This is a genomic window from Microbacterium testaceum, from assembly GCF_006539145.1.
Classification (GTDB): domain Bacteria; phylum Actinomycetota; class Actinomycetes; order Actinomycetales; family Microbacteriaceae; genus Microbacterium; species Microbacterium testaceum.
Genome location: NZ_BJML01000007.1, coordinates 1 through 21,865 on the forward strand (window position 1 = coordinate 1; position 21,865 = coordinate 21,865).

18 protein-coding genes are annotated in these 21,865 nt (G+C 71.5%); 14 read left to right on the forward strand and 4 right to left on the reverse strand.

Annotated elements, in window-relative coordinates:
* Positions 1–113: 113 nt before the first annotated feature.
* Positions 114–803: a nucleoside/nucleotide kinase family protein gene (locus MTE01_RS10845; RefSeq protein WP_246078252.1), complete on the reverse strand. Its 690-nt coding sequence runs from the start codon at positions 801–803 to the stop codon at positions 114–116.
* A gap of 237 nt (positions 804–1,040) precedes the next feature.
* Between MTE01_RS10845 and MTE01_RS10850 the strand changes: the two genes are divergently transcribed.
* Positions 1,041–1,769 carry an SDR family oxidoreductase gene (locus tag MTE01_RS10850; RefSeq protein WP_141377457.1) on the forward strand — a complete coding sequence of 243 codons (729 nt, stop codon included), beginning with the start codon at positions 1,041–1,043 and terminating at the stop codon, positions 1,767–1,769.
* A 191-nt stretch (positions 1,770–1,960) separates the two neighbouring features.
* Here MTE01_RS10850 and MTE01_RS10855 read toward each other — a convergent pair whose 3' ends face one another.
* Positions 1,961–3,208, reverse strand: coding sequence for a D-arabinono-1,4-lactone oxidase (locus MTE01_RS10855; protein WP_141377459.1), 1,248 nt, complete (start codon positions 3,206–3,208; stop codon positions 1,961–1,963).
* A gap of 87 nt (positions 3,209–3,295) precedes the next feature.
* The gene (locus MTE01_RS10860; protein WP_141377461.1) at positions 3,296–4,456 is read right to left on the reverse strand and encodes an ROK family transcriptional regulator; all 1,161 of its coding nucleotides are present in this window, start codon (positions 4,454–4,456) and stop codon (positions 3,296–3,298) included.
* Between the two features lie 97 nt (positions 4,457–4,553).
* Between MTE01_RS10860 and MTE01_RS10865 the strand changes: the two genes are divergently transcribed.
* From MTE01_RS10865 to MTE01_RS10910, 8 genes are all read left to right on the forward strand, one after another.
* Complete coding sequence (locus tag MTE01_RS10865) at positions 4,554–5,039, forward strand: glutathione peroxidase (RefSeq protein WP_141377463.1); 486 nt, start codon at positions 4,554–4,556, stop codon at positions 5,037–5,039.
* 358 nt (positions 5,040–5,397) lie between these two features.
* Positions 5,398–6,294 (forward strand): esterase/lipase family protein, encoded by an 897-nt coding sequence (locus tag MTE01_RS10875; protein WP_141377465.1) that lies wholly within the window; start codon positions 5,398–5,400, stop codon positions 6,292–6,294.
* A gap of 578 nt (positions 6,295–6,872) precedes the next feature.
* Positions 6,873–8,060 carry a xylose isomerase gene (xylA, locus tag MTE01_RS10885; RefSeq protein WP_141377467.1) on the forward strand — a complete coding sequence of 396 codons (1,188 nt, stop codon included), beginning with the start codon at positions 6,873–6,875 and terminating at the stop codon, positions 8,058–8,060.
* Between the two features lie 261 nt (positions 8,061–8,321).
* A complete protein-coding gene (gene xylB, locus MTE01_RS10890) occupies positions 8,322–9,716 on the forward strand; it encodes a xylulokinase (RefSeq protein WP_141377469.1) in 1,395 nt (464 codons plus the stop codon).
* Positions 9,717–10,128: 412 nt separating this feature from the next.
* Complete coding sequence (locus tag MTE01_RS10895) at positions 10,129–10,965, forward strand: class II fructose-bisphosphate aldolase (protein ID WP_141377471.1); 837 nt, start codon at positions 10,129–10,131, stop codon at positions 10,963–10,965.
* A 5-nt stretch (positions 10,966–10,970) separates the two neighbouring features.
* Complete coding sequence (locus tag MTE01_RS10900) at positions 10,971–12,413, forward strand: FGGY-family carbohydrate kinase (protein WP_141377473.1); 1,443 nt, start codon at positions 10,971–10,973, stop codon at positions 12,411–12,413.
* Positions 12,414–12,447: 34 nt separating this feature from the next.
* Positions 12,448–13,899, forward strand: a complete 1,452-nt coding sequence (locus MTE01_RS10905; protein ID WP_141377475.1) for an FGGY family carbohydrate kinase — start codon at positions 12,448–12,450, stop codon at positions 13,897–13,899.
* A 58-nt stretch (positions 13,900–13,957) separates the two neighbouring features.
* Entirely contained in the window at positions 13,958–15,301 is a 1,344-nt protein-coding gene (locus tag MTE01_RS10910; RefSeq protein ID WP_141377477.1) for an FGGY-family carbohydrate kinase, read from the forward strand.
* Between the two features lie 6 nt (positions 15,302–15,307).
* On the opposite strand, the gene MTE01_RS10915 is transcribed toward MTE01_RS10910, so the two are convergent.
* On the reverse strand, positions 15,308–16,054 hold the full coding sequence (locus MTE01_RS10915; RefSeq protein WP_141377479.1) for a GntR family transcriptional regulator: 747 nt from the start codon (positions 16,052–16,054) through the stop codon (positions 15,308–15,310).
* 237 nt (positions 16,055–16,291) lie between these two features.
* On the opposite strand from MTE01_RS10915, the gene MTE01_RS10920 reads away from it, so the two are divergent.
* From MTE01_RS10920 to MTE01_RS10940, 5 genes are all read left to right on the forward strand, one after another.
* Positions 16,292–17,362, forward strand: coding sequence for a sugar ABC transporter substrate-binding protein (locus MTE01_RS10920; RefSeq protein ID WP_141377481.1), 1,071 nt, complete (start codon positions 16,292–16,294; stop codon positions 17,360–17,362).
* Positions 17,363–17,395: 33 nt separating this feature from the next.
* Positions 17,396–18,901, forward strand: a complete 1,506-nt coding sequence (locus tag MTE01_RS10925; RefSeq protein WP_141377483.1) for a sugar ABC transporter ATP-binding protein — start codon at positions 17,396–17,398, stop codon at positions 18,899–18,901.
* A gap of 5 nt (positions 18,902–18,906) precedes the next feature.
* On the forward strand, positions 18,907–19,920 hold the full coding sequence (locus tag MTE01_RS10930; RefSeq protein WP_218026354.1) for an ABC transporter permease: 1,014 nt from the start codon (positions 18,907–18,909) through the stop codon (positions 19,918–19,920).
* A 35-nt stretch (positions 19,921–19,955) separates the two neighbouring features.
* Positions 19,956–20,522, forward strand: coding sequence for an SIS domain-containing protein (locus MTE01_RS10935; protein WP_141377486.1), 567 nt, complete (start codon positions 19,956–19,958; stop codon positions 20,520–20,522).
* 160 nt (positions 20,523–20,682) lie between these two features.
* Positions 20,683–21,651 carry a LacI family DNA-binding transcriptional regulator gene (locus MTE01_RS10940; protein ID WP_141377488.1) on the forward strand — a complete coding sequence of 323 codons (969 nt, stop codon included), beginning with the start codon at positions 20,683–20,685 and terminating at the stop codon, positions 21,649–21,651.
* The last annotated feature ends 214 nt before the right edge of the window (positions 21,652–21,865 follow it).

The following is a 21,865-nucleotide window of genomic DNA, read 5'->3' on the forward strand; positions in this document are numbered from 1 at the left end:
GGCGGTGACCTCACCGGGGTAGACCTCGAAGTCCACGTTGTTGAGGGCGCGGACGGATCCGAACTGACGCGACAGGCCGCGCGCCTGCAGCACGGGCACGGTCGTGGTGGTGCTCATGAGGAAGCTCCTTCGTGGAGACCGACGGGGGCATCGGAGACGGTCACGATCAGGTCGGCGCGGTGGCGTCCGCGTTCGACGACGAGCGCGTTGCGCTCATCGACCTCGCGGACCCAGGCGACGGCCTCGTCGTGGGGGTGGTCGTGGGAGAGACGGCGGGCGATGAGTCGCTCGCGGCGGGCGTGCGCCTCGATGTCGAGGAACCACACCTCGTCGAGGCGGGGAGCCACGGCATCCCACCCGAACTCGTCGTGCAGGAGGTAGTTGCCCTCGGTGACGACGAGCGGGACGTCGGCGGGGACGAGGACCGCGGAGCCGATCGACTCCTCCAGCCCGCGGTCGAAGCGCGGGGCGTACACGGTGTGACCGGCCCGGATGCGATCGAGCAGCGACACGTAGCCGTCGACGTCGAAGGTGTCGGGAGCGCCCTTGCGGTCGCGGCGACCGAGGCGCACGAGCTCCTCGTTCGCGAGGTGGAAGCCGTCCATGCCGACGAGCACCGCGTCGTCGCCGAGGGCGGCGAGCAGGGCGTCGCTCACGGTCGATTTGCCCGCGCCGGGGGTGCCGACCACGCCCAGGATGCGCCGCTCGCCCGACGCCACGAGCTGCCGGGCACGAGCGACGAGGTCGTCGAGGTGCACGGTCGCGGCGGTGGTCGTCGCGTCGTCCTTCGAGGTGTGGGTCACAGCGGTGTGGTCCTTCCGGGCGACGCACCACGGCGGAGTGCTGCGTCGATGAAGCGGGTCCGGCGGGGGTGTCCACCGGTCGAACTCCGGTTACGGTAAGCCCACCGTGACACCGGTGTCAACATCCGTGATCAATTCGTCATGACACCGAAGTCATCCGCGTGATTCTGTGGTTATCATGGGCCGCGACGACACTGTCGTCGTCCTCGACTCCCGGACCCGCGAAAGAGCCCACCCATGACCGAATTCACCGACCGCACCATCCTCGTCACCGGAGCCGGGGGCGGCATCGGAGGCGCGACCGTGCGTCACCTCGTGGCCGCCGGCGCGACAGTCCTCGCCGCAGGGCGCGACGCCGACAGCGTCGCTGCGATCAGCGCCGAGACCGGCGCCGAGCCCGTCGTGTTCGACCTCGAATCCGAAGACGAGATCCGCGCGGCCATCGAGGGCCGCGACATCTACGGCGTCGTCAACTGCGGCGGCTGGGGCGGCGAGATCGCGACCCCGATGGAGACGGACATCGACGTCTTCGACAAGGTCATGCGCATCAACGCCCGCGGCTCGCTGCTGGTCACCAAGTACGCCTCCCGCGAGATGATCCGCGTGGGCAAGGGCGGGGCGATCGTGAACGTCTCGAGCCAGGCGAGCCTCGTCGCCCTCACCGGTCACATCTCGTACGGATCGTCCAAGGCCGCCCTCGACAACATCACGCGGGTCTCGGCCCTCGAGCTCGGTGGGTACGGCATCCGCGTCAACAGCGTGAACCCCACGGTCGTCATGACCCCGATGTCGGCCTGGTACTGGGGTCGTCCCGACATCGAGGGCCCCTTCCTCGAGGCGATGCCGCTGCACAAGTGGGCCACCGAAGACGACATCGCGGCGCCGATCGTCTTCCTCCTCGGCGACGGCGCGGGCATGATCTCGGGCGTCTCGCTCCCCATCGACGGCGGCTACTCCAGCCGCTGATCCCGGATGCCGCGGGGCGGCGTCGCGGTGGGCGGCGCCGTCTCGTGGTGAGTCCTCGTCGGTGCGCGGGTTCCGGTCCCGTCGACGGACGCAGGGGCCTGGGCCGGCTCAGACCTCGGGCGAGCTCAGGGATGAGGCCTCGCCCCGCGGCCGCGCGAGGGGGCTGAGCCCGTCGAAGCCGCGGGGCTCGGCTAGCCGCCGAACACGCGTTGCAGGAACGCGTTGCGGAAGACGCCGCGCGGGTCGGCCTCGCGCGCGACCGCGTCGAAGTCGCGGCCCCGCGGCAGGGTCGCCAGGATCCGTTCGCCGGGCATGGTGAACGCCTTGCCCCAGTGCGGTCGCGCGTCGAACGGCGCGAGAGCGGCCTCGATTCGCGGCAGCACCGAGAGCACACCGGCGGTGTCGTTGCGCCACGTGAAGTGGATCGCGAGCACGTCGCGCTCGTACGCGGGGCTCAGCCACAGCCGGTCCGCGGCGACCGTGCGCAGCTCCGTCACCAGCAGGTGCGCGGCGAAGTCCGGGGCGATCTCGCGGACGGCAGCGAGAGCCTCGGCCGCCGAGGCCAGCGGCACGAAGTACTCCGACTGGATCTCGTCGCCGTCGCTGGGGGGCGCGTCGGCGCGGAAGTGCGGAAGACGCGTGTGCCACGGCCCCGCGGTGCCCCGCGGAGTCGTGTTGTCGACGGTGCGGATTCTGCCCAGGTGGATGTCATCGCCGACGGCGGTGCCACCGAGCTCTTCGACCCACGACGGCGCGCCCGTGTCGCTCTTGGCCCAGACCAGGTCGTGCGCGGGGTCTCCCCAGGTCGTGAAGATGCTGACGCTGCGCGAGCCGCCGAGCACCGCGATCGGGTCCGCGGCGATGTCGGCCCACGCGACCCCGGTGTACGCCTGCTGCGAGACGGCGTAGGTCGGTTCGGTGCGCAGCTCGACCGCGGTGACCACGCCCAGGGCGCCGACGCTGAGCGCGGCCGCGCCGAACCACGGGTGGTCTTCGTCGATGCGGTGCGTGCGGCCGTCGGCATCCATCAGCTCGACGCCCGTCACGGCGCTCGAGAGATTTCCGTTGCGCACCCCGGAGCCGTGCGTGCCGGTCGCCGTCGCGCCCGCCACCGAGATGTGGGGGAGCGAGCCGAGGTTGTGCAGCGCCCGGCCCTCGGCCTCGAGCACGGGCGCCAGCTGGGCGAAGGTCACGAGCCCCTCGACGCGCACCCGGTCGCCGGAGACGTCGACGCGCGTGGGCATCTTCTCGAGCGAGACGAGCGCACCCTCGCTGTCGGCGACGTCGTTGAAGGTGTGGCGGGTCGCCTGCACACGCAGATGAGCGGCGGATGCCACGACCTCGGCCAGTTCGTCGATGCCGGTGGGCAGTCGCACCTCGGTGGCGCGGTACTGGTGGTTGCCCGACCAGGTGGCTCCGGCGGAACGTGTCTCGATCATCTGTTCTCCTCGCGTCGTCGCCCACCCATCCTGCCCCGGACCACCGACATCGGGGCCGGGCGCGAGGTGACGAGGAGCGCTTCGCGCTCAGCGCGCGGGGAAGAGCGCGGCCTCGAACACGGCTTCGGCCGCGCCGACGAGCAGGCGGTTCTCGCCGAGCTCGGCGGCGGCCAGGCGCAGCCCCTCGGCGCACGCGGGGATCGTCTGCGCGCGCACCGCGGAGTCGAGGCCGGCGAGGTCGAGCTCGCCGAGGATCGCGAGGAACCCGCCGAGCACGATCACCGCGGGGTTCATCACGTTCGCGGCGTTGGCGAGGGCCGTGGCGAGGATGCGGCGCTGTCGATCGGTCTCGGCCCGCACCGCCGGGTCGGTGCTGCGGACCAGGGCCGCCGCGAGGGCCGCGTCGTCGGCCGCGTCGATGCCGAGCGCGCGCAGCAGAAGCGACCGGCTGACCTCGTCCTCGAGGACGCCCTCGGGAGCGCGCCGATCGTCGGGATCGGCGATTCCGGGTCTGTTCTGCCCGAACTCCCCGGCGTAGCCGCCCGCCCCGCCCAGCGGCATCCCGCCGACGATGACCGCCCCACCGATGCCGCTCGCGCCGCCGTTGAGATAGACGACGTCGTGCACGCCGCGCGCGGCACCGAACAGGTGCTCGGCCACGGCACCCAGCGCCGCGTCGTTGGCGACGTGGGTGGGCAGGCCCGTGGCATCCGTCATCAGGCCGGCAAGAGCGGCGTCGGTCCAACCGAGGTGCGGAGCCTCGCGGACGAGCCCGTCGGACGCGCGCACCGGGCCGGGCACCGCGACCCCCACACCGATCAGGCGGGAGTCGGCGAGGGGCCGGCGGCGCCAGACGTCGAGGCGGATGCCGACGAGCTCGGCCGTGCGCTCGGGAGTGAGCAGCGTCGACTGGTCGAGGCGCTCGCGCGCCACGATCGACCCGTCGAGGGCGATCGCCGCGATGTCGAGAGCGTCGACCTCGGGGTTCACGGCGACGGCGATGACCCGCGGGTCGGGTTCGACGATGGGGGAGGGGCGGCCGACGCGCCCTTGCGCTTCGGAGGCGCGCTCGACCACGAGCCCCGCGCGCTGCAGCTCGCCCACGAGGTCGGCGATCGTCGAACGGTTCAATCCCGTCGCCTCGGTGAGCTCTGCGCGCGAGCGCGATCCCTCGCGGTGGACGGTACGCAGCACTAGAGCCAGATTGGCGCGGCGCATGCCGTCGCCCCGGCTTCCCGCGGTGACCATCCGACCACTGTGCCATGCGGTGGGGCCGGAGCGTCGGCACCCGCGTGCCCCGCCGATTCCCACCCCGACCACAACAATGCAGTGCCAGGATCGGATCATGGACCTCTCCGGCATCCCGATCACGACCATCCGCGGCGAGCAGACGACCTTCGGCGCGCTGACCGACGGCAAGGCCGCCCTCGTGGTGAACGTCGCCTCGCGCTGCGGCCTCGCGCCGCAGTACGAGGCGCTCGAAGCGCTGCACAAGAAGTACGCCGACCGTGGTTTCACGGTGATCGGCTTCCCCAGCAACCAGTTCCTGCAGGAGCTCAGCGACGAGGACAAGATCGCCGAGTACTGCTCCGCGACGTGGGGCGTGACCTTCCCGATGTCGGAGAAGGTCAAGATCAACGGGCGCAGCGCGCACCCGCTGTACAAAGAGCTGACGACGACCCCGGATGCCGAGGGCAAGACCGGCCGCATCTCGTGGAACTTCGAGAAGTTCGTCGTCGCCCCCGACGGCCGGGTGACCCGCTTCAGCCCGCGGACCCTGCCCGACGCCCCCGAGGTCGTCGCCGCGATCGAGGACGCGCTGCCGCGCTGAGGCCCCGCCCCGCCGCGCTGAGGCCCCGCCTTGCCGCGCTGAGGCCCCGCCTTGCTGCGCTGAGGCCCCGCCTTGCTGCGCTGAGGCCCCGCCTTGCCGCGCTGAGGCCCCGCCCCGCCGCGCTGAGGCCCGGGCCCGTCGCGCTGAGGTCCCGCGCCGTCGCGCTGAGGCCCTGCCTTGCTGCGCTGAGGCCCCGCCGCGACCGGCCCCGGCCGCCGCTGCCCCGGCGGCGTCTCCCGAACGCCGGAGCGGGCGGGCCGTCGCGGCGTGCCGCGGGCACTCGGCCGTTCTGGGCCGCGATCGGCCGGTGTCGGTGGTCTGCCCTATCCTGACCGGGATCCGACCCGAAGGAGTCTTCATGGCCGATGCCGTCGTCCTCGTGTCCGGCGGCGCCGCCGTCACCCCGTTCACCGACCCCGAGCGGGCGGCGGCGACGGGGCTTGCGGCCGGTAACACCATGACGGCGCTGCGCGCGCACCACCTCAATCGGGGGGTGCCCGTGTTCACGGCGCCCGCCCGCATCGGGGCGGGGACGGTCGAGCGGGATGCCGGGTGGCAGGGCTTCGACGACGTGCCCGTCGTGCTGTCGGATGCGGTCACGATCAACGCTGTCGGACGGATCGACGACGCCGGGGTCTCGCTCGCCGCGTTCCTGCGGTGGCTCGCCGCGGAGCAGGGGCTGGCGAGCCTCGACCTCATTGGCCACTCGATGGGCGGACTGTTCTCGCGTGCCGCGATCCGCGAGCTCGCGGGCGACGGTCCGCGGGTGGAGCACCTCGTGACCCTCGGCACGCCCTGGGACGGATCGGTGCTCGGAGACCTGATCGACGGCGAGATCTCCGAGTCCGATGCCCAGGGCGACCCCGCCACCCTGCAGATCCTGGCCGAGGCCCGCCCGTACGCGGCCGCGAACTCCGAGGGGGCGGCGGCGGAGGTCTCGCGTCGGTACCTGCGCGGCTGGAACGACCGTCACGCGGGTGTGCTCGATGGCATTCCGGTGACCGCCGTCGGCGCCGGGTACTTCGCCGCGTCGGCCGAGCCGGCGCAGCTCTGGCCCCACGACGGTCTGGTCTCGCTCACCAGTGGTCGCGCCGATCACGTGCCCTCCGCGGTGCTGCCGATCGTCGAGCGGCACACGTTCGACGACCACGTGCACAGCATTTTCTTCGCCGAGGCGTTCGGTCTGCCGTGGGAGCGCGCACTCACCTGGGACCCTGAGGTGTTCGCGGTGGTGGACGCGGCGCTCGGGCGCTGACGCGAACGGGTCGGGGAGCGGGAGCGACGAACTCGTGAGCGAGGTCTGTCACCGCGGCGACGTGCTCAAGTCGCGGTCTGCGCTCAGAATCGTCGCGTCGTTCGCGATCGCGTAGGCAGCGATCAGGATGCCGACCGCGCCCGCGCCCGCGCCGCGCACGAAACCGGCGTTCCCCAGGGCGGACTGGATGCCGACGGCAAGCGACTCGTCCGGCGCCCGCTCGAGGGGAAAGCCCAGGGAGACCTGCTCGAGGTAGTGCGCGTGCTCTTCGGGTGACCGCGCGATGCGACAGAACTCGAGAACCTGGGGCGGACAGGTGACGAAGAGGTCGGAGGGGTAGCGGACGATTCGACCAAGACGCGTTCGGATCGCGCGGTCTCCCGAGGCGAGTCGATGAGTCGGGGGTCGAGGTCGACGCTGGTGAGGGCCATGATCACTCCTTCGCTATATAGGGCATCATTTGCCGCATCGACACTCGCGCGAGGGTGGACGCCGCGGCATCCGGGGTATATGTTGTGAGAACCAACAAACCCGCTGCGCGCCACCGCGCGCTCGTGCGTCCATGCGAAGGAGCAGGAATGCCCACCCCCACCCGCGACGACAAGTTCTCGTTCGGTCTCTGGACCGTCGGCTACAACGGCACCGACCCCTTCGGCGGCCCCACGCGTGAGCCCCTCGACGTCGTGCACGTCGTCGAGAAGCTCGCCGAGCTCGGCGCCTACGGCCTGACCTTCCACGACGACGACCTCTTCGCCTTCGGCTCCACCGACGCCGAGCGTCAGAAGCAGATCGACCGCCTCAAGGGCGCGATGAGCGACACCGGCATCGTCACGCCGATGGTGACCACCAACCTCTTCTCGGCCCCTGTCTTCAAGGACGGCGGATTCACCTCGAACGACCGCCAGGTGCGCCGGTTCGCGCTGCGCAAGGTGCTGCGCAACCTCGACCTCGCCGCCGAGCTCGGCGCGAAGACCTTCGTCATGTGGGGCGGCCGCGAGGGCGCCGAGTACGACTCGGCGAAGGACATCCGCCAGGCGCTCGAGCGCTACCGCGAGGCCGTCAACCTGCTCGGCGACTACGTCACCGACAAGGGCTACGACATTCGCTTCGCGATCGAGCCCAAGCCCAACGAGCCCCGCGGCGACATCCTGCTGCCGACCCTCGGACACGCCATCGCGTTCATCGACTCGCTCGAGCGTCCCGAGCTGGTGGGCCTGAACCCCGAGGTCGGCCACGAGCAGATGGCGGGCCTGAACTTCGCCGCCGGCATCGCCCAGGCGCTGTATCACGGCAAGCTCTTCCACATCGACCTCAACGGTCAGCGCGGCATCAAGTACGACCAGGACCTCGTCTTCGGCCACGGCGATCTGCACAACGCCTTCGCCCTGGTCGACCTGCTCGAGAACGGCGGCCCCGGCGGGGTCCCCGCGTACGACGGCCCCCGTCACTTCGACTACAAGCCTTCTCGCACCGAGGACGAGACCGGCGTCTGGGACTCCGTCTCGGCCAACATGAACACCTACCTGCTGCTCAAGGAGCGCGCCGCGGCCTTCCGCGCCGACCCCGAGGTGCAGGAGGCCCTCGAGGCCGCGAAGGTCGCCGAGCTCGCACAGCCGACGCTCAACGAGGGCGAGACCTACGACGACTTCCTCGCCGACCGCTCGGCCTACGAGGACTTCGACGCCGACGCGTACCTCGGCGGCAAGGGCTTCGGCTTCGTCCGCCTGCAGCAGCTCGCCACCGAGCACCTGCTCGGCGCCCGCTGAGTCGGAGGGGGTCCGGATGCCGCGGCATCCGGGCCCCGCTCGCGGTACATTCGCCCCGACTGAATCGCGGCATCCGCCGAGGGGCCCCGCCCTCACCTCGAGTGTCCAGAACACCCGGACGAACTCGAAAAGTCTCCGGGTGTTGTGGACGCTCAAAAGGGGATGAGGGCACGGCGGGGCCTCGACGCCACGGGGCGCACCCCCGCGACACAGACAACTCGGACCGCGCCGACGAAGGCGCGGCGGACAGAAGGGCAGAGCATGGCGCTCGTCATGGGAGTCGACTCGTCGACGCAGTCGTGCAAGGTCGTCGTCGTCGACGCCGAGACCGGGAAGGTCGTCCGCGAGGGTCGTGCGTCGCACCCCTCGGGCACGTCGGTGAATCCCGAAGCGTGGTGGAAAGCACTTCAGGATGCCATCGCCCAGGCCGGCGGTCTCGACGAGGTCGCCGCGGTGTCGATCGCGGGCCAGCAGCACGGCATGGTCGTGCTCGACGCCGAGGGCGCGGTGATCCGCGACGCCCTGCTGTGGAACGACACCCGGTCGGCGCAGGCCGCGCGCGACCTGATCGACGAGGTCGGCGCGGCGGAATTCGCGGAGCGGACCGGGGCGGTGCCGGTGGCGTCGTTCACGGGCACGAAGCTGCGCTGGCTGCGCGACGCCGAGCCCGACAACGCCGCGCGCGTCGCCGCCGTCGCCCTGCCCCACGACTGGCTGACCTGGCGTCTGCGCGGCTTCGGCCCCGGCAACGCCGTGCTCGAAGAGCTGGTCACCGACCGCTCCGACGCCTCGGGTACCGCGTACTGGGGCGCGGACGGGTACGACCTCGACCTCTTCACGCGCGCGCTCGGCCACGAGGCGGTGCTTCCGCGGGTGCTCGGTCCGTGGGAGAGCGCCGGGGCACTGCCCGGTGGCGCCCTCGTCGGACCCGGCGCGGGAGACAACGCCGGCGCTGCGCTCGGCCTCGGCGCGGGCGTCGGCGACGTGGTCGTCTCGCTCGGAACCTCGGGCACCGTGTTCGCCGTCACCGACACCCCGGCCCGTGACGCGACGGGCGCCGTCGCCGGCTTCGCCGACGCGACGGGGCGTTTCCTGCCCCTGGTGGCCACCCTCAACGCCGCTCGGGTGCTCGACGCGTTCGCGGGCCTCCTCGACGTCTCGCACGATGAGCTCGGTGCCCTGGCCCTCGAGGCCGAGCCCGGCGCCGGCGGCGTGGTGCTCGTGCCCTGGTTCGAGGGGGAGCGCACACCGAACCTGCCGCACGCGCAGGCATCGCTGACCGGCCTGACCCTGGCATCCACGAACCGTCCGAATTTCGCGCGCGCCGCGATCGAGGGCATGCTGAGCGGCTTGGCCGTCGGGCTCGAGGCGATCCAGGCGCAGGGTGTCGAGGTGCGCCGCGTGCTGCTCATCGGTGGGGCAGCGGCGAACGAGGGAGTGGCGCGCATCGCCGCGCAGGTGTTCGACGCCGAGATCGTCGTCCCCGCCGCGGGGGAGTACGTCGCGCTCGGTGCGGCCCGCCAGGCGGCGGGAGTGCTCGCGGGAGGACCCGTCGACTGGTCGGTCGCGATGACCCGCACGGTCGAATCCGACCACCGACCCGAGATCCGTGAGCGTTACGACGTGATCTCGGCGCTGCGCGCGACAGAGAGCTGACCACCCAGATTGGGGTGGATTCGGCGAACCCGGATGCGCCAGAGTTAGGGCGGGACCCGTCGACGTCTTGTAAGGGGGGCGTCGGCGGGTTCTTCGCGGGAGCGCTCCCTCAGGGTGCGGGCTGCCCGCCTTGATCGCCGCGCGCCCGCGCATCCCTCCGTCGCCCGGGGTCGCGACGGCGGTAGCTTCCGCCCCACCGTCTGCGCGTGTTCGCTCGTCCCCGAGGTGGTGAGCGGTCGTCGGCCGCGCCCTCGAGCGACGGTGAGATTCGTTGTCGTCCATGTTGTACGTACAGACTGGACGATATGGACGTTACGCACTACGCTGACATCCAACGCGGAAGGGACCGCGGACGGATCGATCCGGGACGCCTCGCCGTCCCGCCTCCGTCACCACAACGGAGGGACTGCCCATGCCTTTGGTCAGCGGACACGACGTCATCCAGGAGTGCACGGCCCGCGGGCTCGTGGCGGGAGCGTTCAACACCACGAACATCGAGACGACCATGGGCATCATCGATGCGGTCGAGAAGGTCGGTGTGCCGACCTTCATCCAGGTCGCTCCGACGAATGTGAAGCTCTCCGGCTACGAGTACGTCTACGACATGGTCGCGCGGCGCCTGGCGGACACGACCGTCCCGGTCGCCCTGCACCTCGACCACGGCAAGTCCCTCGCGGCCGTCGAAGCGGCCCTGGCCGCCGATTTCACCTCGATCATGATCGACGCCTCCGAGGAGCCGCTCGCCGAGAACACCGCCACCTCGGCGACGGCGCGGCGGATGTGCGGTGCGACGATCGCCCTCGAGGCCGAACTCGGCAGCATCGGCGGCAAAGAAGACGACGTCGCCCCAGAGTTCGCCAGCACGACGGACCCGGCGCAGGTGGCCGACTTCGTCGCCGCCGTCGGCTGCGACATGCTCGCGGTGTCGGTCGGCAACGTGCACGGGTACGCGCCGAACGCGCGCATCGACTTCGACCTCCTCGAGCGCGTGCGCGCGGCCAGCCCGGTCCCCCTCGTCATCCACGGCGGCTCGGGCCTGCCCGAAGAGCAGCTCGGCCGCCTGGCCGACTTCGGCGTGGTCAAGGTCAACGTCGCGAGCGACCTGCGCAACGCCATGATCCGCAGCTTTGGCGAGGCGTACGCCGCGAACCCGAACGAGAACTCCCTCATCCGGGTCTCCCTCGACGCGGTCGCGGCGATCTCCGACGTCGTCGAGCGTCGCATCCGCATGCTCAACCCCTCGCTCTGACGCTCATGACCCCCACGATCACGGTCGACATCGGCACGACGAGCATCAAGCTCTGCGTGTTCGACGGCGACGGCGCTCTCGTCGTCTCGCGACGCGTCGCGACGCCCACCGTCGGCGACGGGATCGGCGAGGTCTACGACGTCGCGGCGCTCCTCGACGCCGTCCGGGACTTCGTCGCGGATCTCGAACCGCCTCTGCGCCGCGCGGTCCAGCGCATCGCGCTCGCGGGCGTGGGCGAATCGGGAGGGCTCGTCGGCGCCGACCTCTCGCTGCGATCGCCCATGATCCTCTGGCACGATCAGCGCGGCGCCGCCCTGCTGAGAGACCTCACCCCCGCGCAGCGGGAGCGCGTCTACGCCGTCACCGGGTTGCCCGTCAACGCCAACTACGCGCTGTCCAAGGTCGCGTGGGCCCTGGCCCACGCCGAGGGCGACACCGCCGACGCCCTCTGGCTCAATGTGTCGGAATTCGTCGCCGCGCTGCTGACCGGCCGACGGTGGTCCGAGCCCTCGCTCGCCAGCCGCACCATGGCGCTCGACCTGCGCGAGCGGCGCCCCTCGCGCGAGGTGTGCGCGCTCCTCGGCGTCGATCCGGCGATCTTCCCCCCGCTGCGTCCGGCGGCGCTCGGCGTCGCGATGGACCCCGCGATCGCGCACACCTGGGGCCTCGACGAGGTGACGGTCCACGTCGCCGGCCACGATCATATGGTCGGGGGTGTCGGCGCCGACCTGCAGCCGGGGGAGATGCTCGATTCCACCGGGACCACCGAGGGGATCCTCACCCTCGTGCGCGAACCGCGGACGGATGCCGCCACCGCGGCCACCAAGATCGCGGGCGGCCTCGCCTGCGACGGCGAGTCCTTCACGCTCTTCGCCTCCATCCCGACCGGGGGCTCGGCCTTCGCGACGGTGCGCACGCTCCTCGACCGCGACGAGGCGGAGGTGCGCGCTCTCATCGATCGCGCCCACCGGGCCTACCTCGACGGGAAGATCGACCTCGGTCGTGTGCCCCTCGTCCTGCCGCGTTTCCGCGGCAGCCCGCCGCCGGACAAGGACGCGAACGCCCGAGGCGCGATCGCGGGCGTGGGCACCGACACCACCGCCGTCGAGCTCGTGTTCGGGTGCTTCCTCGGGCTCGCCCGCCAGTTCGCGGACGTCTGGACCCTCTTCAGCGCGGACCTGGACCGCGTGAAGGTCATCGGGCCCGCGGCATCCAATCCGCTCTGGCTCCAGCTCAAAGCCGACCTGCTCGGTGCTCCGGTCAGCGCCGCCGGGGTCGACGAGATCGTCTCCCGCGGAGCGCAAGCGCTGGCGCACGGCGCCCGCCGCCCCTGGGAGGACGCGCTCCCCCGCGAGATCGCCCCCGATCCGCGACGACACCGGATGCTGCAGGACGGGGTGGCCGCCACCGCTGCGCGCTGGGAACACCTGAAGGCGATGCCGGCGTGAGCGCCGCACGCTCCTCCGAACGAAAGGCGCAGCGATGAGGCTCGTCGCGGGAATCGACTCGTCCACCCAGAGCTGCAAGGTCACCGTGCGCGACCTCGACACCGGGGTCTGCGTCCGAGAAGGGTCGGCGCCGCACCCGGCCGCGACCATCGTCGACCCGGACGTGTGGTGGCACGCCCTGCTCGACGCCGTGCAGGCGGCGGGAGGACTCGACGACGTGCTCGCGGTGTCGGTGAGCGGACAGCAGCACACGCCGATCTTCCTCGACGCGACCGGAACCCCCGTGACCGCGTCGCCCCTCTGGAACGATCTGGGCTCGCACCCGCACATGATGGCGTTGAACGCCGAGCTGGGTCGGGACACCTGGATCCGGCGGACCGGTCTGCCCCTCACCCTGTCGGACACGGTTGTCAAGGCGCGCTGGTTGCGCGACGAGTTCCCGGATGCCGCCGCCCGCACCGCGGCCATCGCCGTCGTGCACGACTGGCTCACCTGGCGTCTGCGCGGATTCGGTCCCGGCACGGGGGGCATCGACAGCCTCGTCACGGACCGGTCCGAAGCATCGGGGACCGGGTACTGGTCCGGCGAGACGGGGGAGTACACCCTCGATCTGCTCGAGCACGCGTTCGGCCATCCGGTCGTGCTGCCCGTCATCCTCGGCCCCCTCGAGCGTGCCGGGGTCACGGCCGCCGGACTCCCCGGTATCCCCGCCGGCCTTCCGATCGGGGTCGGCAGCGGTGACAACGCCGCTGCGGCTCTCGCGCTGGGTCTCGAAGAGGGGGACGCCGTCCTGAGCCTGGGCACCTCGGGCGTCGTCTACGCGCGCACGGCGGATCCTGTCCACGACTACGCGGGGTACGTCTGCAGCTACGCCGACGCCACCGGCGATCACCTGCCGATCGTCGCGACCCTGAATGCGGCGCGCAACCTGCAGGTCGGTGCGGAACTGCTGGGGTGCACGCACGAGGAGCTCGCCGAGCTCGCGCTCGCGGCACCCCCGGGAGCGGAGGGGCTGACGCTGCTGCCGTATTTCGAGGGGGAGCGCACACCCGACCTGCCGCACGCGCGGGCGGCCGTGCTGGGCGCGAGCCTCTCCAACTTCACACGGGCGAACATGGCGCGCGCGATCGTCGAGGGGACGGTGGCGAGTCAGGTCGCGATGCTGGACGCGCTCGCCGCGTGCGGTGTGCACTCGCGCCGCTTGCTGGTGATCGGCGGTGCGGCGAAGAACCGTGCCGTCCAGCGCGTACTGGCCGAGCTCGTCGACCTGCCCCTCGCCGTGCCGACGGCCGACGAGTACGTCGCCAAGGGCGCCGCGATGCAGGCGGCGGCCGCGCTCACCGGTGCCTTCCCCCGATGGTCCGTGGAGACCTCTCCCGTCGCCCCCGCGCCCCCCGCGCCCCAGGTCGCGCGACAGCACCACGATGCGCAGCTCGCCCTCGGCTACCTCGCGAGCGCGCCGTCTCCCACGCCCGCGCGCGTCTGATCGGCGCCGCTAAGGTCGAGGGGAGGGCAGTCGTCTTCGCCCCCGGGAGGAATCGACGGTGACTCTGCGTGTACGCCTTCCGGTCGTGGTGGGCATCGACGTGGGCAGCACCAACACCAAGGTCGTCGCGCTGACCGCGGACGGCGCCGTCGTGGCTCGCGCCAGTCGCCCCACGCGGCGCGCCGGAGCAGACCTCGCCGTCGACGCGGCCGCTCTGGTGCTCGCGATCGAGGACATGGTCGTCGAGGTCTGCGGCGACAGTCGCGTGATCCATGCCCTGTGCGTCGCCGGGATCGGGGAGGACGGCGTCCTCGTCGACGGGCGGCTGCGCCCGCTGACCCCCGCCCTGGCGTGGTTCGACCCGCGGCGTCACGCCGTCTTCGAGGCACTGCGCCCCGACCTCGTCGATGATCACACCTTCGACGTCGACACCGATCCGGTGCGTTCCCTCGTGGGCTGGAGGTGGGCCCGGGCGCAGCCGGGAACCGAGCGCGCCGCCGCGTGGATCGCCCTCACCGACCTCCCGGCCGTCGCCTGGACCGGCCGCGCCTTCCTCAGCGACACCCTCGCCCCGCGCACGGCGGCCTGGCGCAGCGGCGAACGCGCCTGGGCCCACGATCGCGTGGCCGTGTCCCTCGGCGACCAGAACCTGCTTCCGCCCGTCGTCCCCACCGGGGAGGTGGTCGGCGAGATCGTTTCGCCGGCGCTCCGCGCGGCGGGAGTGATGGCGGCGGATGCCATCGCCGTGGCCGGCGGTCACGATCATCCGATCGGGGGGTGGGGCGTACAGCTCATGGTCCCGGGAGCGGTGCTCGATTCGATGGGCACCGCCGAGGTGGTCGTCGCGCAGTCGTCGTCCGCGAGGCGGCGGGGCGATGACCACGTCGATGTGGCCCCCGGCATCCGCGCCTCCGGCAGCACCCTGTTGCTCGTCGAGGAGTTGGCGCGCAACGTGCAGTGGGCCTCACGTGACGCCGAGGTGGGGCGCGCGATCCGGCACCTGTTGATCGGTCGCTCCGCACCCCTGCCGCTGTGGGAGTCGGGCTGGTTCGTCCCCGGTCAGCGGGGCGGAGGGCAGCCGTCGTACGCACCCGATGCGCCGGTCGACCCCCGTGTCCGTGCATCCGCGGTGCTGGGAGCTCTCGCGGTGGCCGGTCGCGACGCGGTCGACGCGGTGCGTCGTGACGTGGGCGGCACGGCCGAGGTCCGCATGGCCGGGGGATGGGTGCGCTCCCCGGGCTGGATCGCGCTGAAGGCCGCGGTGAACGGGGCGCCCGCGGTGCCCATCCTCGAGCCGGAGGTCACGGCGGTCGGAGCCGCGCTGCTCGCGGCGACCGCACGCGGGTGGAGTCCCGACCCGGTCGACGCGCTGGGGGGCTTCGTCAGCGGGATGCTGGGATGAGGGTGTTCAGCTCGCCGAGACGCTGACCTCGAGCGGGATGACGTCGGTGAGCACCCAGGTCTCGTAGTAATCGAACCGCGTGCCATCGGCCGCCCAGGACGAGGAGCGCACGCGGAGCACGGGGTGGCCCGGTTCGACGTCGAGGTGAGCGGCGACCGCGTCCGGCGCGGCCAGGGCGTGGATCACCCGCTGCGCACCGCTGCTGACGAAGCCCGCCGATCGGAGATGACCGTTGAGCGAGGCCGAGCCGTCGAGCACGCCCGATTCGCTGGCGATCGTCCGGGCCACCTCGCGGGGGAACCAGTTCGTGCTGTACATGGCCCGGCGTCCGTCGAGCGAGCGGACGCGCTCCAGTGCGAACACCTCGGTGTCGGGGCCGACGCGCAGGGCGTCCGCGACGTGGGCTTCGGGGGTGACGTAGCCCGTCTGCACGACGGTCGTCGTGATGCCCGTCCGTCCGTGCCGCAGCTGCGATTCGAGGAAACCTTCCTGAACGGTCCACCCGGCCGTCTGGCCGGGAACGCTCGCGAACACCCCGCGCCGCGGGATGCGGTGCGCGTACCCGTCGTTCTCGAGCTTGGTCAGCGTCTGGCGCACCGTGGCTCGCGACAGGCCGAACTCGCGGCAGAGTTCGAGTTCGCTGGGCAGTCGTTCTTCCTCGGCGATCTCGCCCTGCGAGATCTGCTCGCGCAGGATCTCGTAGAGCTGTTCGTAATACGGCACGGGGGAGACCCGTTCGATCGTGTGCGCCACGTGATTCTCCTCGTCGTCGTGCGCATCGTCGCGCCTTCGTCGTACGTTTGGTTCTGACTGTACAGACGGTGCGGATACCCGATCCCGCGAACCCCCGAGCCGTCATCCGTTCTCATCTTCTGAATTGCGCTGTACATTCTGTACGTACAAGACGTACGATACGGGCAGGGCTTCGGTCCTGTACAGCGAAACCGCCATCTACCCCAGAGGCTTCTGCACTTCAGAGAGGAAGTACGCATGCGAACTTCACCCATCACCGGACTCGCCCTCTTCGGCGCCGGCGCGCTGCTGCTCGCCGGATGCGCGGGCGGTGCATCCGGCGACGCCGGCTCCGGCTCCGGCGAGCCGGCCGACACTCCGCTGAGCTACTCCCAGCCCCACACCGACCCGTTCCAGAACGCCGAGAACGTCGGCTCCATGGAGCGCTTCGCCGAGCTCGGCTACGCCACCATCCCGGCCACCAACGCCGACCGCGACGCGGCCCAGCAGATCACCGACATCCAGACGCTCATCAACAAGGGCGCCAAGGGCCTGGTCATCTCGGTCGGCGACGCCGACGCGATCGTCCCGGCCATCGAATACGCCAACGACTCGAGCGTTCCGATCGTCGCGATCGACGAAGCCCCCGCCTCCGGCAAGATCGCCATGATCGTCCGCGCCGACAACGTCCAGATGGGTGAACTCGCGTGCGAGGAGATGGGCAAGCGCGTCGCGGCCGATGCGGTCGTCGTCACCCTCGACGGAGACCCGGTGACCTCGAACGGTCGTGATCGCACCAACGGATTCAACGACTGCATGGCCTCGAAGTACCCGGGCGTCAAGCTCGTGAACGTCGCCACCGAATGGGACCCCGCGAAGGCGGCATCCGGTATCGAGACCGCGCTGAACCAGTACGGCAACGTCGCGGGTATCTACAACCAGAGCGACGCGACCTTCTTCCCGACGATCCTCGACACGCTCAAGTCGGCCGGCAAGCTCGTGCCCGCGGGGCAGACGGGCCACATCGTGCAGGTCTCGGTCGACGCCAGCCCGATGGCGATGAACGCGATCCGCGACGGATGGCTGGATGCCGCCGTCGCCCAGCCGATGACCGACTACATCGACTACGGCGTCGACTACCTCACCCGCGCCATCAAGGGCGAGACCTTCCAGCCGGGAGCCACCGACCACGGCAGCACGATCGAGGAGCGCAACGGCAACCTCGTCGACCTGCTGCCCACGCCCGTCGTGACCAAGGACAACGTCGAAGACCCGGACCTCTGGGGCAACAAGAAGTTCGCCCTCGACGCGTTCGGCGTCAGCAAGTAACCCGGCCATCCACCCCAGCGAGACGGAGACGTCATGACCATCCTCACGGCCACCGTGCCCGCCATCCAGATCGACGGCGTGAGCAAGACCTACGGTGCGACGAAGGCCTTGCAAGACGTCTCCGTCTCGATCCTCCCCGGGCAGGTGCACGGCCTCATCGGACGCAACGGTGCGGGTAAATCCACCCTGCTGCGCATGATCACGGGCCTCGAGACGCCCGACACGGGGACGGTGAGCTTCTTCGGGGAGGCGGCCCCGCCGGCATCCGACCCCAAGGCCTGGCAACAACGCGTGGCCTGCGTGTACCAACGGCCCTCGGTCTTCGCGAACCTCACCATCGCGGAGAACCTCTTCGCGGGGCGCCTGCCCACCACCGGCGCCCGCGTCTCGTGGGCGAAGATGCAGTCCGAGGCCGAGCGGATCCTCGACGCGTGGAACATCCGCCTCGACCCGAAGCTGCTGCTCGCGGACGCCCCGATCGAGGAGCGTCAGATGCTCACGATCGCGAAGGCGCTCGAGGCGGGGACGCGCATCGTCCTCCTCGACGAGCCCACCGTGCAGCTCGAGGGCGCCGCCATCCGACGCCTCTTCGACAAGGTGCAGGAGCTGCAGGAAGCGGGCGTCACCTTCGTGTTCGTCTCGCACTTCCTCCGGGAGGTGACCGCGATCTGCGACTCGGCGACCGTGCTGCGCGACGGGAAGCTGCTCTGGTCGCGCACCGGCGACGACATCCGTTCCGACGACCTCGTCGACGCCCTGCTCGCGGGCCAGGAGCAGCGTCGGCACCGTGCCGAGAACACCGCTCCGGCCCTCGACGCCCGATCCGCCGTGCAGCTGCGCGGGGCCACCGATCGCGAGGGGGCGTTCACGGACGTCACCCTCTCGGTCGCGCCCGGCGAGCTGATCGCCATCGGCGGCGTGGGCGGATCGGGGAAGTACTCGGTGGGCGAGGCCATCGCGGGACTCCGGCCGCTCGGCAGCGGGGAGATCGTCGTCGCGGGCGACCCGATCCGCACCGGCGACGTCAAAGCCAGCCAGCGGGCGGGCGTCGGTTTCGTCCCCGCCGACCGGCACAAGGACGGATACGTCCCCCAGCTCAGCGTCGCCGAGAACATGACCATGGGCGTCATGGACCAACTCGCCCCGAGGGGCTTCTTCTCGCCGCGCGCGCAGACCGAGATGTCGCGAACGCTCATCGCCGACGTGGCCCTCGTGCCCCCGGACCCGAAGCTCGCCGTGTCGGGCCTGAGCGGCGGCAACCAGCAGAAGGTCGTTCTGGCGCGGGCGCTCGCGCGCTCCCCTCGAGTGCTGGTGCTCATCTCGCCCACCGCGGGTGTCGACATCGCCGCGAAGGACGCCATCTATGCCCTGATGCTGAGGGCCCTCGCCGACGGCGTCGCCGTCATCCTCATCTCCGATGACGTCGAGGAGCTGCTCGTCAGCCCCCGCGTCCTCATCATGCGCGAGGGACGGATCTCGTCCGAACTCGCCGATCCCACCGAAGAAGACATCGTTCGAGCCATCGAAGGCCTGGAGTGAACACCGTGCGAACCACCGTCGTCAGAACCCCCGTCAGCACCCCGAACCCCGTGGTGCGCTCCGTCGTGAAGAACGTGCGCGAGCTGAGCGTCCTGCCGGGCCTCGTCATCGTCGCGATCGTCGGAGCCGTCGTCAGCCCCGCGTTCCTGTCCGCCGCGAACCTCACGCTGATCCTGCGGCAATCCGCCGAACTCGGGATCGTCGTGATCGGCCTGACGTTCATCCTCATCACCGGCAAGCTCGACATCTCGCTCGAGTCGACCGTGGGCCTGGCCCCCATGGTCGCCGCGTGGCTGATGGTGCCGGCCGCGATGGGCGGCCTGGGCTCCGAGATCGGGCCCGGGGTGGCCATCCTCGTCACCCTCGCGATCGGCGTCCTGATCGGGTTGATCAACGGCTTCCTCGTCGTGAAGGTCAAGCTCGATCCGTTCATCGTCACGCTGGCGATGCTGATCCTGCTGCGCGGAATCACGCTCGGCGTCAGCCAGGGCAAGACCCTCGCCGGCCTGCCCGAAGCCTTCCGCTACGTCGGTTCGGCGCGCTGGGCCGGCATCCCCGCGGCGATCTGGATCACCGGCATCCTGTTCCTCGTCGCCGGGCTCGTGCTGCGCTACACCGCGTGGGGCCGTGCGCTCTACGCGATCGGCGGCAACGCCGACGCGGCCCGAGCCGCCGGCATCCGGGTCGATGCCGTCCTCATCACCGCCTTCGTCGTGGCCAGCGCGCTCGCCGCCTTCGCCGGTCTCATGCTCGCGGGGCGTCTCGCCTCGGTCACCAGCGGCATGGGCGACAACCTCATCTTCAGCGCGCTCGCCGCGGCCGTCATCGGCGGCGTGCAGCTCAACGGCGGGCAGGGGCGCATCGTGGGGGCCCTCCTGGGTGTGCTGCTGCTCGGCACCCTGACGAACGTGCTCACGCTCGCCGGTGTCCCCACCTTCTGGATCAACGCCGTGTACGGTGCGGTCATCCTCCTGGCGCTGCTCGTCGGCCGCTGGGGTGCCCGCTCGAACGCGCACTGAGCCCGAGACCGCAGACGAAAGAAAGGACCGCGCCCATGTCGGAATTCCAGGACATCAGTTCGACCGTCGTCGCCGAGTTGGGGGAGGTGTTCCGCCGCGTACCGGAGGAGAACCTCGACGCCGCCCTCGACGCCCTCGAGAAGCACCAGCGCATCTTCGTGCTCGGCATCGGGCGGGAGGGGCTCGGCTCCAAGGCCTTCGCGATGCGCCTCACGCACTTCGGGAAGACCGTGCACTGGGGATGGGACGACACCACGCCCGCGGTCACGGCGGACGACCTGTTCATCATGCCCACGGGCCCGGCGAACATCCCGCACCTGCACTACGTCGCGGAGCAGGTCAAGAAGACGGGCGCGACTCTGCTCGTCGCCACGGCCGTCCCCGACGGGCCGACCGCGCAGCTGGCCGACATCGTGCTGACGGTGCCCGCCCACACCTACGGCGCCGACGACCCGAGCGTTCTGGTCCCCACTATCCAGGCGATGGGGAGCCTGTTCGAGCAGTCGCTCTGGATCTTCTGGGACGTGCTGTACCTCATGCTCGTGCGTCGCACCGGCGCGAAGTTCGAGGATCTCGTCGCCCGCCATCGCAACTTCGAGTGAACGATCCCGGATGCCCCGGTTCCGTCCCCTACGGAGCCGCGGCATCCGGTCGTCCGGGGTGAGAACTAGCCCCGCCGACCGGGGCGGGGGCGTGCCTATGCGGGGGGATGCCGCGGATCCTTCCCGTGCCGCCTCTCCCGCGCCGCTACTGTGAGTCCTCATGAGTGGCGACACCGGCGGCAAGCGCATCGGCGTTCGTGACGTCGCCGTCGCCGCCGGGGTGTCGGCGCAGACGGTCTCGCGCGTCCTGAACGGATACCCGGGCATCCGCGAGGCGACCAGGGAGCGCGTGCTCGACGCGGTCGCCGCCCTGGACTATCGCGTGAACAACGCCGCGCGCGCACTCGGCACGAGCCTGACGCGGACGGTCGGGGTCGTGGCATCCGACGCGGTCCTGCACGGCCCCGCGGCGGGGATCACCGCCCTCGAGCGGGCCGCGCGGGCGCGCGGTCGGTGGATTTCGACCGCCTACACAGACTCGGACGACCCCGCCGACATCGACGCCGCCGTGCGCCACCTCCTGGATCAGGGGGTCGACGGGATCGTGCTCGTCGCCGCGCACGGAGCCACCTCCCTCGAGGGATACGACGTGCCGATCGTGCCGCTGTACGGCGAGTCCGGGAGTCGGCAACGCGATGCGGCCGCCCTCGTCGTGGACCATCTCGCCGACCTCGGGCACCGGCGCATCGTCGAGGTGGCCGGCCCGTCGGACTGGCGCGAGGCCCTCGCGCGCACGGCCGGCGTCGCCGACGCCGTGGACCGCCGCGGCCTCGAACGCGCGGACCGGCTCGAGGGAGACTGGAGCGCGGCTTCAGGGGCTGCCGTCGCGGAGGCGGTCGCCTCCGGCATCGCGGCGGGGGCCACGGCCGTCGCGGTCGCCAACGACCAGATGGCCCTCGGACTCACGGCCGGTCTCATGTCCCGAGGTCTCCGGGTGCCGGCGGACGTCTCGGTCGCGGGCTTCGACGACAATCCGGATGCCGCGTTCTACACCCCGTCGCTCACGACGGTGCGCCTCGATGTCGAGGGGGAAGCGGAGTACGCCGTGGCCGCCGTGCTGGGCGATGCGGTCGTCGCGCCGGCGGCTCCCGTGCTGGTGGTCCGGGACTCCACCGCCCCGCCGGCCTGACGCCGCACGGGCTCGCGCGGGGCGCGGCGCGCGGGGCCGGTGCTGCAGCGGGCAGCGACGCGGCTGCGGGCCGGCGGCGCCGAAGGTCGGCGCGGCGGCGGGCCGTGACGCGTGCGCAGGGTCCCGGCGCCCGGGGCTGGCGCGGCGGCGGGCTGTGACGCGGGCGCAGGCTCGCGCGGCGCGCGGGCTGGCGCGGCGCCGGGCTGTGACGCGG